The 13,024-nt window shown below is 67.3% G+C and carries 8 protein-coding genes; all 8 read right to left on the reverse strand.

Features of this window, described 5'->3' with window-relative positions; translation table 11 throughout:
* Positions 1 to 36: 36 nt before the first annotated feature.
* Genes PIN01S_RS07970 through PIN01S_RS08005 form a run of 8 tightly spaced genes read right to left on the reverse strand, consistent with a single transcriptional unit; the run spans position 37 to position 13,022 of the window.
* Positions 37 to 1,746: a formylglycine-generating enzyme family protein gene (locus tag PIN01S_RS07970; protein ID WP_084335072.1), complete on the reverse strand. Its 1,710-nt coding sequence runs from the start codon at positions 1,744 to 1,746 to the stop codon at positions 37 to 39.
* Positions 1,739 to 2,926, reverse strand: coding sequence for an ABC transporter permease (locus PIN01S_RS07975; protein ID WP_084335074.1), 1,188 nt, complete (start codon positions 2,924 to 2,926; stop codon positions 1,739 to 1,741). Before PIN01S_RS07975 ends, PIN01S_RS07970 begins: the two co-directional genes overlap by 8 nt.
* Complete coding sequence (locus PIN01S_RS07980) at positions 2,923 to 3,639, reverse strand: ABC transporter ATP-binding protein (protein ID WP_084335076.1); 717 nt, start codon at positions 3,637 to 3,639, stop codon at positions 2,923 to 2,925. The genes PIN01S_RS07975 and PIN01S_RS07980 overlap by 4 nt, the downstream gene beginning before the upstream one ends.
* 42 nt (positions 3,640 to 3,681) lie before the next feature.
* Complete coding sequence (locus PIN01S_RS07985; protein ID WP_084335078.1) at positions 3,682 to 6,726, reverse strand: serine/threonine-protein kinase; 3,045 nt, start codon at positions 6,724 to 6,726, stop codon at positions 3,682 to 3,684.
* A gap of 14 nt (positions 6,727 to 6,740) precedes the next feature.
* Positions 6,741 to 7,469 (reverse strand): PP2C family protein-serine/threonine phosphatase, encoded by a 729-nt coding sequence (locus tag PIN01S_RS07990; RefSeq protein ID WP_084335080.1) that lies wholly within the window; start codon positions 7,467 to 7,469, stop codon positions 6,741 to 6,743.
* Positions 7,469 to 8,164: a type VI secretion system-associated protein TagF gene (gene tagF / locus PIN01S_RS07995; RefSeq protein ID WP_084335082.1), complete on the reverse strand. Its 696-nt coding sequence runs from the start codon at positions 8,162 to 8,164 to the stop codon at positions 7,469 to 7,471. Before tagF ends, PIN01S_RS07990 begins: the two co-directional genes overlap by 1 nt.
* Entirely contained in the window at positions 8,161 to 11,670 is a 3,510-nt protein-coding gene (tssM, locus tag PIN01S_RS08000; RefSeq protein WP_084335084.1) for a type VI secretion system membrane subunit TssM, read from the reverse strand. Before tssM ends, tagF begins: the two co-directional genes overlap by 4 nt.
* On the reverse strand, positions 11,667 to 13,022 hold the full coding sequence (locus PIN01S_RS08005) for a DotU family type VI secretion system protein (RefSeq protein WP_084335086.1): 1,356 nt from the start codon (positions 13,020 to 13,022) through the stop codon (positions 11,667 to 11,669). Before PIN01S_RS08005 ends, tssM begins: the two co-directional genes overlap by 4 nt.
* Between the last annotated feature and the right edge of the window lie 2 nt (positions 13,023 to 13,024).

Consider the following 13,024-nt stretch of genomic DNA (forward strand, 5'->3'; position numbering starts at 1 on the left):
TCCGTTGCCGGACGAAGCCACGCTTGCGCCCGCCCGTCAGGGAGCGAGCAGTTCCTTCAGGATCGCCTCCGGCTCGGCGCGCTGTTCCTTGCGATATCGATCGATATGGCGAACGAACAGGGTGGCGCGTTTGACCAGGCTTTCGCCCAGTACCGGCTTGCGACTGAGTTCTTCCCGGGTGCGCTGGAACTGCGCCTGGATGACCGCATCGGTATAGCGCGTACCGGTCGCCAGGTTGTCGATGTAGATCGCCACGGCGCCATTGAGTGCGCTGCGGCCGTTGCCGATGGCGGTTTCATAGAGCTTGGCGGCGGCCGTGTCCTTAGCCGCCTGGGCCTGTTGCAGGCTTTTCTTCAGATTGGTCAGGCGGATGTTGTAGTTGTTGATGGTCTCGGCCACCAGTGCGGCCGACTGGATCAGGTTGCCGGCAGCCTCCTCCCGTTGGCGGGCGATCAGCGAAACGTTGCGCTTGAGTTCTTCGTTCACCTGCGACAGGCGCGCCTGCAGATTCGGGTCGGTACTGCCGGCGATGATGTCGTCGAGCAGCTTGGTCGGGTCCTCGGTGTCCTGGATTTCATCGGTGAGCCCGGCCAGCCGGCCTTCGGCCTGCCATTGCTCGAACAGCTCCTTGTAGCGTGAGCGCGGTGCCGACAGCGCGCCCAAGGCCACCCGGAAACCGGTGGTTTCGTTGCGTTGCTCACTGCCGTCGGCGGCGAACAACGGGTATTCCCGGCGCATACCGGTGAACAGGGTCATCTCGCCTTCCAGGTAATTGCCGCCCTTGACCACAAAACCGCCGTAGGTCCCCTGACGACGTCCGGCATGAACCAGTTGGAAGGGTTCCTCGACCATTTCGGCGGCGTTGCCGATCACGTCGAACAGGCCGATGGGGTTGGGCTTCTTCAACCCGACCGGCAACAGCCGAGCCCCCTGCCCGGTGCCGCCGGCGACCTGGTTGAATACCGCCCAGTCGCTCAACGGGCCGTCGTTGTCACTGCCCTCCACCTGGCGCGGGAACAGCCGGGCTTCCAGCTCCTGCCGGCTCACCGCATGGGCACCGCGGGCGGCGAACTCCCACTCCACTTCGGTGGGCAAACGGACGAAGCCGATGCCACCGTCGTCGCCATTACCTTGGCGTCCGCTCACCGGCAGACGGTCACGATGATGTTTCATCAGCCAGGCGCTGTAGACCGAGGTGAAGCGCTCCGCCTCCAGGCGCGAGAGCTTCACTTTCGGCAAACGTGCCTGCATGCCAGTGGCCGGCGGCTCGCAGGCGGGAGACTCGCCCTGCCCCTCCAGCGCCGGAGCCTGGGCCATGACCAGATCGTACTGGCGCTGGGTCACTTCGTACTTGCCGACGAAATAGAACATCGGCTTGAGCAGCGTATCGGCCTCGACCTTGGGCAGGTTCGGCTCGATGCGTGGACGCCAGTCGGTCGGCAGGTCGTCGAGTACGAACTGGCCATTGATGTAGTCGCGCCGGTAACCGGAAATGAAGGACTGCTGGTAGCCCGTCTCCCCTTCGCTGAACGGGTAGCCGAGGCTCACCTCGCGGTCGTCCAGTGCGCCTCGCGCCAGGATGTAGACATAGCGGAACACCATTTCGCTGTCGCAGGGCAGCGGCAGGCTGAGGTCGTCCGCCATCGGCTTCGGATTGTCCGGCGTGGCGGTTTCCTCGGCCCATGCGACGTTGCTTCCGACCAGCAAGGCGAGTACGACCAGGCTGTAAACGACAGGACTAGACATCGCGCAATCCTTCCGAGGCTTCGATCTGCGCGGCTCGCCAGCCTCCCGACGCCGAAGCCAGTGCGCAGCAGGACAGGGTTGCCAGCAGTGCCGTCAGGTAATGGCTGAACAACAGGCGGCAGGCATATTCTCCTGCGGCCGTCTCGAACAGCCTGTTCAGCCCCATCTGGGCGACACCGTACAGCCCGGAGGCCAACAACACACCGAACAGGCCGGTATAAAGCGATTGCAGCACTACGAAGGCGATCAGCGCCGCCGTGGAAAATCCCAGCAGGCGCAGGACCGCCAACGCCCGCCGCTTGCGCTCCACGGCGGCCAGGGCGCTGGCGGTCATCGCGGCGAAGGCACCGAGCAGCGCCAGGCTGGCGATGATCCAGAACACCAGCGACAGGTTGCGACTGAGCGAGCGGACCTGGGCAATGGCCGCCGCCTGGGTCGCCACTTCCAAACCTCGCTTGGCGAACAGTTGCCGCAGCCGCTCGACGCTGTCCAGGTCGCGGGCATAGAGCCGGAAGCCGGGATAGACCCGGTTGGGATTGGCGGCCGGCTGGTAGCCGGGCCAGTCCTTGCCGTCCCGGTAATCCTCGGCGGCCTCCAGCAGGCCGGTCCGGGAGAACAGCGCATCGCGTGGGAAGGCTTCCAGCGGCAGCACGCCCTTCACCCGCAACGGAATGCGCTGGTATTCCTGCCGGCCGTTGCGCTGGCGGCCGAAAGCAGCGGTGAACGTGTCGCCGGTATGCAGGCCGAGCTTTTCCGCCGCTCGCTGGCTGAGGGTGACCTCGTCGGGTGCTTCCGGCAGTTGCATCGGCGGGACGAGCGGATCGCCTTCGGCGGTGGGCAGCATTTCCACGGTCAGTGCCTGGCCGTTGCCGTTCGGATAGAGATCGGCGGTGGCGGCGATCTGGCGGGTGCGCGGCAAGGCGAAGGCGACGTCGCGACGGGACGCCAGTTCGTCGACGTCCCGGGCGCTGAAACGACCGCCAGCCAGCGGGATGATCTCGCGCACGCCAGGATCGTGTTCGAGGCGCGTGGTGAGGGTGGTGACCAGCCCGAACTTGAGGCCGAACAACACCAGCAGCGGTGCCAGGACGGCGACCAGCGCCAGCACCGCACACACCGACAGGCGTGCCTCGGCCCGGTAGTCTTGCCAGGCGAGCTGGGCCATCAGCCCCGGTCTCATGGCGCCGCTCCCAGGGTGGCGGTCACCCCGCCGTCGTCGCCCGGTCGTACTTGCAGCTCCCACGGCTGGAGCCCGGCGCGGCGTGCCAGGCTGGCATCGTGGGTGGCTACCACGATGCACACGCCCCGCTCCTCGGCCTGGGCCACCAGCAGGCGCATGACCCGCTCGGCATTCAGCGGGTCCAGCGAGGCGGTCGGCTCATCGGCCAGGACGATGGGCGGATCGTGGGCCAACGCCCTCGCGATACCGACCCGCTGGCGCTGCCCGACGGACAGGGCCGACGGTTTCTTGCTCAGTTGATCGGCGATCTCCAGACGCTCGGCCAGGCGCTGCACCGCGGGGTCGGTCGGCAGGCCGAGCAAGGCGCGCGACAGGCCGATGTTGCGTTCGACATTGAGGAAACCCAGCAAGCCGCCAGTCTGCAACACATAACCCACCAGATGGCTGCGCAGATCCGCCAGGACGTTCTGCCGACCACTACGCCAGAGTGCGGCGATGTCGTGGTTGCGGCCGTTGGCGGTGAGTTCGATGCGGCTGCCCGGGTCCGGCGAAAGCACCAGGGCCAGCAGGTCCAACAGGGTGCTCTTGCCACTGCCGCTGGGCCCGACCAGGGCAATTCGCTGCCCCGGCTCCAGGTCGAACCGGGGGACCACCAGGCTGTAGCGCTGGCGCCCCTCCCCACGGGTCTTGCGCACATCCCTGAGGGTTAGCATCGGTACGGGCTCCCGAACGTCTCGCGTCTCACCCTTCCCTCCTCACGGCAGCGTCGCCAGCGGCACGCGGTACAGCGCATCGCCGGGCTGGGCGTCGCCGAAACGCACCCAGTTGGCGATGTCGTTGTGGAAGGTTTCGTACAGGCGGATCTTCGACTCCAGCTCATCGATGAAGTCTTCCTGCTCCGCCACGCTGAGCGAGAGCCAGAGTTCCTGGGTCATGTTCAGCGACTTGCTGCGGTACGGCAGCCCTTCCAGGTATTCGCCGAGCACACCGCTCTGCAACAGGTTGCTGCCACGGGTCAGCCGGGTCGGGTCGCGGCTCATGTGGGCGCTGGCGCTGGCGATCTCCTGGAAGAAGTCCTTCGGCGAGGTCTGGGTGCGGCGTGCGGCTTCGACGATCAGCTTCAGCGATTGCTGCAGCTCGTTGAGTTGCAGCTTGCTCAACAGCACGCAGACTTGGAAGGCCGGCAGCGACGGATTCGTCAGGTCGCGGTCGGCGGTCCAGGCGGTGACCAGTTGCGGCGCACGGGTGGCGGAGCGGCGGCCGAGGAAGTCCATGTGCATGGCGTAGCCCACGGCGGTGGTCTTGGCCGCGACGCTGGCTCCGTCATGCAGCGGTGGCGGGCTGGGTAACCGGTCATTGCCGGCCTCATGGACGAGGTTGGCGATCACCGAGCCGATCTCGGCGACGGTATCGCCGAAGCGGTCCACGCCGCCATCCGCCACCGGCACGTAAAGGTCGGCGATCTGCGGGTTGGGGTCGGCGGTCAGGCTGCGGTACTGCTGCTCGGCGAAACCGTGGTTGTTGCGTCCGGCCGGGGTACGCAAGTGCAGGGCGAAGATGCGGATCTGCTTGGCCTGGGCGGCTTCGCGCACTTCCGCCTCGTTCATCTGGGTGCGGCCCAGCGGGTCGTTCTTGCGCAGGGCGCCGGCGTCGGTGATCAGCAGAATCATGCGTCCGGCGTAGGGCGTCCAGTCCATGTTCTCCACTGCCTCCATCACGCCGGCGAAGGCATCTTCGTTGAAGGCATGGCTGGAGACGTCGGTGGCCTTCACCTGGCTGGCCAGCTCGGCGAAACGCTGGGGATTGCGTCCCTCTTCCAGGGTGACCAGCGTCTTCGCCACGTATTCCAGTCCCGGCGTCTTTTCCACGTTGCTGCGGAACCCGACCAGCCCGAAGCTCACGTTGTCCAGGTCGCCCTGGCTGGCGATCTGTTGCTGCAAGCCCTGCACCACCCGGTTGACCCGGTCGATGTAGGGCTGCATCGAAACCGAGGTATCCACCACCAGCACGATGCCGGTACGGAAGCTGCCGCCGGCGGCTACCGTCGCACCGCCCTCACCCCGGACCTGCGGTGTGTCACCGGGATCGATGGAGGCCACGTTGAGCAATTGCACGGGCTGGCCGCTGGCGTCAAAGCTCTCCCGCGACTCGAAGATCGGCAGCAGATAGAAGGCCTCCTGGGGAACGGCCGTATCGCCGGGCTCCAGCGCCACGACCTGCGGATCGGCCTGTTCGAAACGCGCCTTGTGCAGGATGTTGCGCGCCTGTGCCGGATCGGCAAGCAGGCGTTCCACTGCGGTGGCGTCCCGCAGGAACATCACCGGCGAGCGGCCGGAGCGTTCGGTGAACCTCAACACCAGGCTCTGTTTCCAGTCGCTGAGCTGTTCGGCCGGCAGCCAGCCGTCGCGCTGACCGTCGCTGGAAGCGCCGACCTCGACCCACGGGCGGCCATCGACCTCCTGGCGCCGATAGACATAGAACACCGAGAACGCGGGGATTTCTGCGCCCTCGGCCGGCGCACCGGGCTCGCGGGCGAAGCGCGCCTCGGGCTTGCTCAACACACGCTGGAACAGGGTCTTCTTCCCGGCCATGAGCAGCGGCCGATCGCCGCCATCGCCAATCACGGCGACGTCCCCCGGCGCCTGCGTCTCGTCGACCGTTCGATCCGGGGTCTCGCGATCTGTGTCCGTCACGGGCTCGTGCGTACCGTCGGTCTGGGCGGTGTCCGGCTGTGGCGGCGCCTCCGGACGCAGGAGCCAGTAACCCACGCCACCCGCGACCACGACGGCGAGCAACGCCAGGGCGAGCAGCGCCATCCAGGGTTTGCGCGGGCCGTCGTCGCGGTTGGCCGCCGGGTCCGGCACACGCAGCTCGGCCACGGTGGGATGCGGCACGGCGGTATCCAGCGCCGGCGTCACGCTGACCGGCTCTGCCTGTACCGCCGCCGAAAGCGCGGACAGATCGACCGGGCGGACCTGGGTGGCCTGGTTGTCGTCCACCGGCACGCTGGCGTTCAGCCCGTCCAGCGCCGCGATCAGAGCGTCGGCGTTGGGGAAACGGTCGGCGGGGTCCTTGGCCAGCAGCTTGCGCAGGATGCCCTGGTAGCGGCCCTGCTCGATGGGCAGCTCGGGCAGCGGCTCGGTGAGGTGGGCCAGTGCGGTGGAGAGCGAGTCGCTGCCACTGTAGGGCAGCTTGCCGGTGAGGATTTCGTAGAGCACCACGCCGAGGGCGTAGAGGTCGGCACGGCCGTCGACCTGCTGGCCGCGCGCCTGCTCCGGACTCATGTAACTGGGGGTGCCGACAGCGAAGCCGGCCTGGGTGAACTGGGTGCGGTCCTCCAGCGACTTGGCGATGCCGAAGTCCGAAAGCACCGCCGAGCCGTTGGCCCGGAACAGGATGTTGGCCGGTTTCACGTCGCGGTGGACCAGCCCCTGGGCATGGGCGTAGCCGAGCGCCGAGGCGATCTGGCGCAGCCAGACGATGCCCTGCTCCGGACTCACGCCCTCGGCGATGCGGTCCTTGAGGGTGCCGTTGGGCAGGTACTCCATGGCCATGTAGTAGTGATGGCCGACGTTGCCGATGTCATGGATGGTGACGGTGTGCGGATGGCTGAGACGCGCCAGGGTCTTGCCTTCGCGCAGGAAGCGCTCGCAGAAGCTCGGGTCGGCCGCCAGCGCCGCCGCCATGACCTTCAGCGCCACCTTGCGCTCCAGCGAGCGCTGGGTCGCCAGGTAGACCGTGGCCATCGCGCCGTCGCCGAGCTCGCGCTCGATCTGGTACCCCGGAATCTCTATGTCCATGCTCGCTACTTCCGTCAACAGGCCTTGACGACCACCGCCGTGATGTTGTCCGGCGCCCCCCGGGTCAACCCCAGGTGGACCAGGCTGCGAACCATTTCGTAGGGCGCTGCGTAGCCCAGCACTTCGCGCAGCTCGTCATCCTCGACGGTCTTGTTCAAGCCGTCGCTGCACAGCAGGAAGCAGTCTTCGGGCAACACATCCAGCTCGACGCTGGCCAGATCCAGTTGCTCCTGGGCGCCCACCGCCCGGGTGACGATGTTGGCTAGCGGATGGCTGCGGGCTTCGGCTTCGCTGAGCAGAGTGCTGTCCACCAGTTCCTGGACGTAGCTGTGGTCGTGGGTGATGGCCTCCAACTGGCCGCCACGCAGGCGGTACATGCGGCTGTCGCCGGCCCACAGGCAGATGGCGCGGGAACCTCGGGCGACGAGCAGGACCAGGGTGCTGCCCATCATGCTCACGCCGCGTCGCACGGCCTCATCGCGCACCGCTGCGTTGATCTGCTCCAGGGCGACCCGCAGGGCCTGGACGTAGCCTTCCAGATCCGGCTCCGGCGGAATGCCGCGCAGGGTGTCGACAATCAGGCTGCTGACGAAATCGCCGGCCGCGTGGCCGCCCATGCCATCGGCCACCACCCACAGGCCGGCGTCCGTTGCGTCCAGGCAGGCATCTTCGTTGACCTGACGCACCATGCCGACATGGGTGTGGCTGGCGGATTCGTAATGATCGATGGATATCGGGACCATCAAAGGATTCCAAACTCGGACTGAATGCTTTCCGGGACGGACGGCTGGCCGCCCTCTCCCACCAGAAATCCCACGAAACCCTGCGGACCCGGCAAGCCTCGATAGCGCAGCAGGCCAGCGGGTACCCGCTCGGACCCCTTGCCCCACCAGAAACTCACGCCCTCGCAGGCCAGTTGGCCCAGCGCGGCGCTACGCGCCTGGGGCGTGGCGGCGGCGACCTGCCAATGACCGTCCCGCCCCTCCCGCCAGGCAGGCCCAGCAGCACAGGAGGGCGTGCCGAGGCGCGTCACCGCCGCCTCGAACGCCTCGACATCGGCTTCGTCGCCCAAGGTCGAGAGCAACAGCGCCTCGGCCCGTTCGTACCAATCGTCCGGCCCGCTCACCAGGGCCGCCAGGTCGCTGTCCGCCGGCAGCAGCACGGCGATGGTCAGCGGAAAGTAGCGTCCGACCCGGTCGATGCTGGGCATCATCACGCCGGTCACCGCCTCGCCGCCGAGCAGGCCCGGTGCTACGGCGAAACGCCACAGCGGACTGACCAGATAGGCGTCCAGCCAGCCGGCGCCGAGTTCCGCCTGGCTCGCCGCCATGCCCGCCGCCAGCCAGGCGTCCCAGGCTTCGATGAAGGTCGGTGGCAGGTCGCGGTGCATGAAGTCGCCACGACCGGCCAGTTTTCCGTAGAAACCGGGTGTCGTCATAGGCGCTCCGGCAAACTGAAGCCGGACACCACACGGCTACGGAACGGGTTGAACGCGCTGCTGGCGCGCAGCTCGTAGGAAATGCTGGCGTTGTCGACACGCATGCGCAGGGTGAAACGATCCGGCGAGCTGCCCTGGGTCAGGTCGGACTGCTCCAGTAGACGGAACCAGGCCCAGGGACCTTCCACGGTCATCCCCGAACGCCCGCTGCTGGTGGGCGGCGTGACGGAGACGCGGACCATGCCCAAGGCATTGGGGCTGGGCCATTGCATCGCCACCGGCCGGCTCGGCCCGTGGTCGTAGCTGAGCTGCTGACCATCCAGGTCGAGCATGAACTGGTTGACCGAGGCGTCCATGGTCACCGGCTTGAGTTCGAAGCGCACCGTCGGCTGGGTGCCGCCCGCCCGGAAGAAGGCATCGCGGATGTTCGCCGCGCGTTGGAAGGTCTGCAGCACGCCGGAGCCGATGCCGAGCTTCTCCGCCGCGCCCGGCTGCCAGCGCCAGGTGCTGGCGGAGGTGTCGACGTAGGGTTGCAGGTACTTGCGGAAGTAGCTGTCGAGCACACCGCCGACGCCGAAGAAGTGGCCGAAATCCTCCAGGGTCGCGTCGCGGCTGCTGCTCCGGTCGAGGGGGTAGCGGCCGGCCAGGGACTGCCGGTAGACGCTCACCACTTCGCTGAGCCAGGCAGCGTTCAGTTGGTTGCGAATGCCGCCCATCATGCTGTTGGTGGTGGCACTGACCACGGACTTGACCAGGTTCTGCACCACCGGGGGCTGGCGCTCGGCGTTGAGGGCGACCCGGTTCGCGGCGGCCGACGCCTGGTTCTTCGCCTCGCCGAGCAGTGCCTCGCCGCTGGCACCGCTCATGCCGCTGACCTGTACGTAGAGTTCATTGAGGTCGGCCAGCAGGCTGTCGATCGGCGCCTGTTCGTCCCCCTCTTTCGCCACCAGGCTGTTCAGCTCGGCGAAGCGCGCGCTGATCGGGTCTTCCACCGTTGCCGGGCGGTTTTCGCTGGCGCCGGACTGCCCCACCAGCGAGCCGAGCTGCTGCTTGAGCTTGTCCACGGTACCGCCCTCTTTGGCTTTCTGGGCCAGCAGGCGTTCCTCCTGTTGCAGGTCGGTTTCCTTGGCCACCGCCACGAGCAGCTTTTTCAGCGGCGAGTTCGGCCCGGAGAGCACTCGCAACACGTCGGCGGCCTGGGCCACGTTGGTGATGGGCACGAAATCCAGGTCGGCGAGCAAGGCTTCCCAGTGGTTCAGATAGTCCTGGAAGTACAACTGGCGTACGTCCACCGCCAGGCTGGCGACGTCCTGGTTATCCTCCAGGGTGCGGCCGAGCACCCACTGCTCTTCGGCCAGGGCTCCAGATTGAGTCAGGCTGGCAGCCAGGAATCCTTCGCGGTAGCCGCGCTGGGTGAAGAAGCCGTTCAGCGGATCGTTCAGCGGCCGCCCGCTCTTGCGCGCGAACACCAACGGCGCATCGCGGCCGGCGGCTTCGCTGATGCGGAAGTCCTTCACGCCTTCCGGCAGTTTCTGCCGCTTCACCCGGTTGTAGACCCGCTGGGCCACCGACATCTGCTGCAATTGTCGGCGCAGGTCGGCGATCAGCGCCTCGTCCAGGCGGGCCGGCGGCGGCTTGCGCTCGAACAACGCATCCAGATGCTCGCCCAGGGCCTGGCGCTGCCCGGGCGCGAGATCACGGGGCAGGCTGTGGTCCCAGTCGAGGTTGATCCAGGCCTTGATGAAGTCCGGGTCGTAATGCTCGGCGCTGGCCAGCATCAGGTAGGCCTTCAGCCCTTCATAGAGGAAGTCGGAATTGCCGCCGTTGCGCAATTGCTCCTCGATGCGAGTGAGCAGGCGCGGCGCGAGTACCGCAATCAGCAGCTTGCGGTAGACGCTGCTGGCCTCGGCGCCGAGCATGTCGCCCTGGAACAGGCCATAGCCCTCCGCCCAGGACGGCGGATTGGCAGCCACGTTGCGGATCGCATTGAGTACCGGCAGCACCGCCAGTACGTCGCGTTGAGCCGGGCTGATGGCTTCGACCTGATCCTTGAGTGGCTGGACCCGTCCATCGACTGCCGCGATGTAGTTCTGGTTGGCCCGGTAGCTGGCGATCCACACCAGGCAGACGCCAAGGAACAGCATCGCCGTCGCCGCCAACGCGCCGCGTGTGATCCACTTGCGCCGGCGCTCCACCTTCGGGTTGGTGCCGACCAGCCCGCGCTCCCCGAACGCCACGTCGCGGAACAGCCGTTCGATGAAATAGCTGCGCCCGGTGCCGGTCTGCCGTGCCAGGTGCTGGCGGTCGAGGTTCATGCTCTGCGCCATGGCACCGATCAACCGGTCGATCGGACTGCCTTCCTGGGTACCGCTGGTGAAGTACACGCCGCGCAGCAGTGGCCGCTCCTCGTAAGGGTTCGGCTTGAACACCGCCTCGAGGAAGCTGGTCAGGTTGTCGCGGATCGCCGCGAACTGCTGCGGGAAGCCATAGATCAGGTCGCGCCGCGCCGGGTCGCGCTCCTGTTGAAGGCGTTCCACCAGGCGTTCGGTGAGGCGCTGTTCGAGGGCGGCGAACTCCGCCGGGAAGGTCGCCAGGGGACCTTGCGCACTCTTGCCATCATCGAGGGCGAAAGTGGTGCCCCAGACCTGGGCGCGGTCTTCCTTGTTCAGGTTGTCGAAGAACTCCATGAAGCCCGGCACCAGGTCGAGCTTAGTGAGCATGACGTAGATCGGAAAGCGCACCCCGAGCTGGGTATACAGCTCCTGCACCCGGGCACGGATAGCCTGGGCGTGGGCGGCGCGCTCCGCGTCGCTGCCGAGCAGCAAGTCGGACAGGCTGATGGCAATGAAGGCGCCATCGATGGGCCGACGCTTGCGTTGGTTACGCAACAGATCGAGGAAGCCCAGCCAGGCCGCCTTGTCCACCGCCGCATGACTGTCCTGAGTGGTGTAGCGGCCGGCGGTGTCGAGCAGCACGGCTTCGTCGGTGAACCACCAGTCGCAGTTGCGCGTGCCCCCGACCCCACGGATGGCGCCGCTGCCCATCTGCGCCGCCAGCGGGAAGTTCAGCCCGGAGTTGATCAGCGCGGTGGTCTTGCCCGAACCCGGCGGGCCGATAATGACGTACCAGGGCAGCTCATAGAGGTTGCGCCGTTCGTTGCCGCCCAGCTTGGCCCGCTTGAGCAGGGCCAGCGCCTCGTCCATGCGCTGCTTGAGGGTCGCCAGTTCTTCGGCGGTGGCGACGCTGGTCGCGTCCGGCGCCACCGCCACCAGGCCCTGCATGACTTTCGCCGCGTTGCGCCGCGCCTGGATGACGCGCAGTACGCGAAAACCGATCCAGATCGCGAACACCAGGGCGATCAGCACCCAGCGGGCCGTGGCCGAGGCCAGGGGTTCGTACTCGCCGAAGGCGATCAGCGGGCCGAGGAACCAGATGACCAGGCTGAGGGCGATCAGGCCGAGTACCGGCACCACCCAGCGAACGAAGAAATTGAAGAACGCCTTCACTGCGCACCCTCCGCGAAAACCGTGATTTCGACCCGACGGTTACGCGCCCGTCCTTCGCTGGTGTCGTTGGATGCCACCGGCTCGGTGTCGCTGCGCCCTTCGGCGGTGAAGCGCGCGGGCTGGCCGGTACGTGCGGCGAGGATGTCGAGCACCTGCTGGGCACGGTCCTGGGAAAGCTTCCAGTTCGACGGGTAGCGCAAGGTCTTGATCGGCCGGTTGTCGCTGTGGCCAGCCACCAGTACTTCGCCGTTGACCTTGCGGATGGCGTCGGCGATGCGCAGCAGCAAGGGTTGCAGCTCCTCGGAGATCGACGCGCTGCCGGAAGCGAACAGCTCGTCGCCGCGAATGGTCACCACCGAGCGGTCCACGGCGTCCTCCACGGCGACCCGCTGAGCCTTGATGTCCTCGGCGAGGAAGCGCGCCAGGCGTGGCCGTTCGATCAGCTTGGGCTGAACCGGCGGGCGGTCGATGGTCTGCACCGGGATTTCGCCCAGGGCATGGATATTCTTGAACACCGGCTCGGCATCCGAGGCCAGCTTCAGGCGCAGGCCGAGCAGGAGCAGCAGCAGCAAAGCGGCGCAGACGGCAAACCCGACCCAGGGTGGCAGGTACTGGGTGAGGCGGTCGCGGACCACCGTCAGTCCGCGCCAGTGCGGCGACAGCTCGCGCTCGATCTCGCCACGCACGGTGCGGATCGTCGCCCCGGTGCGCTCACGCAGCGCTTCGAGCTGGCTGCGGCCGTCGTTCATCACCCGGTAGCGGCCTTCGAAGCCCAGGCACAGGCACAGATACAGCAACTCCAGCAGATGCAAGCGCTGGCGGGGGTTCTGCAGGCAATGGTCGAGCAACTGGAAGACCTTCTCGCCACCCCAGGCCTCGTTGTGCAAGGTGATCAGCAGGCTTTGCTTGCCCCACTCGCTGCTGCTGCCCCATGGCGTGCTGAGCACGGCCTCGTCCAATGCGGTGCAAAGCACGTAACGGCTGAGCATCACTTCGTCCTGCGGCACGCCCGCCTCGCGGGCCTGCTCCTCGAACTGCCGCAGGTAGGCCAGCAACTGGGCCCGCAGGCTGGCGGGCATCGGGTGGGACAGCGTCCTGCGCAAGCGGGTCAGCAAGGCCAGCAACGGGCCGGCCGCACGCTCCAGCGGGTTGAGGCCCTGGCCACGGATATGGGTCAGCGGCGCACTGGGCATCTGCGGAGCAGGCCCGGCGGCCTGGCCGGCATCCGGGCGAGCCGGCTGTGGGTCGGGGCCTCGTCCGCCGGGCCGGGGCATGATCATGGTGCGGTCGCTGGCACCCCCGGAACCGCTGCCGACAGGCGCTCCGCCGAAAGGGTCTTCTATCGGATGCATCG

It is taken from the genome of Pseudomonas indica NBRC 103045, from assembly GCF_002091635.1.
Lineage (GTDB): Bacteria > Pseudomonadota > Gammaproteobacteria > Pseudomonadales > Pseudomonadaceae > Pseudomonas_M > Pseudomonas_M indica.

Bases quoted from the DNA above. Each gene is read 5' to 3' on its own strand.
- PIN01S_RS07970 (WP_084335072.1), bottom strand. From the start codon at position 1,746: ATGTCTAGTCCTGTCGTTTACAGCCTGGTCGTACTCGCCTTGCTGGTC.
- PIN01S_RS08005 (WP_084335086.1), bottom strand. From the start codon at position 13,022: ATGCATCCGATAGAAGACCCTTTCGGCGGAGCGCCTGTCGGCAGCGGT.
- tagF (WP_084335082.1), bottom strand. From the start codon at position 8,164: ATGACGACACCCGGTTTCTACGGAAAACTGGCCGGTCGTGGCGACTTC.
- PIN01S_RS07985 (WP_084335078.1), bottom strand. From the start codon at position 6,726: ATGGACATAGAGATTCCGGGGTACCAGATCGAGCGCGAGCTCGGCGAC.
- PIN01S_RS07990 (WP_084335080.1), bottom strand. From the start codon at position 7,469: ATGGTCCCGATATCCATCGATCATTACGAATCCGCCAGCCACACCCAT.
- PIN01S_RS07980 (WP_084335076.1), bottom strand. From the start codon at position 3,639: ATGCTAACCCTCAGGGATGTGCGCAAGACCCGTGGGGAGGGGCGCCAG.
- PIN01S_RS07975 (WP_084335074.1), bottom strand. From the start codon at position 2,926: ATGAGACCGGGGCTGATGGCCCAGCTCGCCTGGCAAGACTACCGGGCC.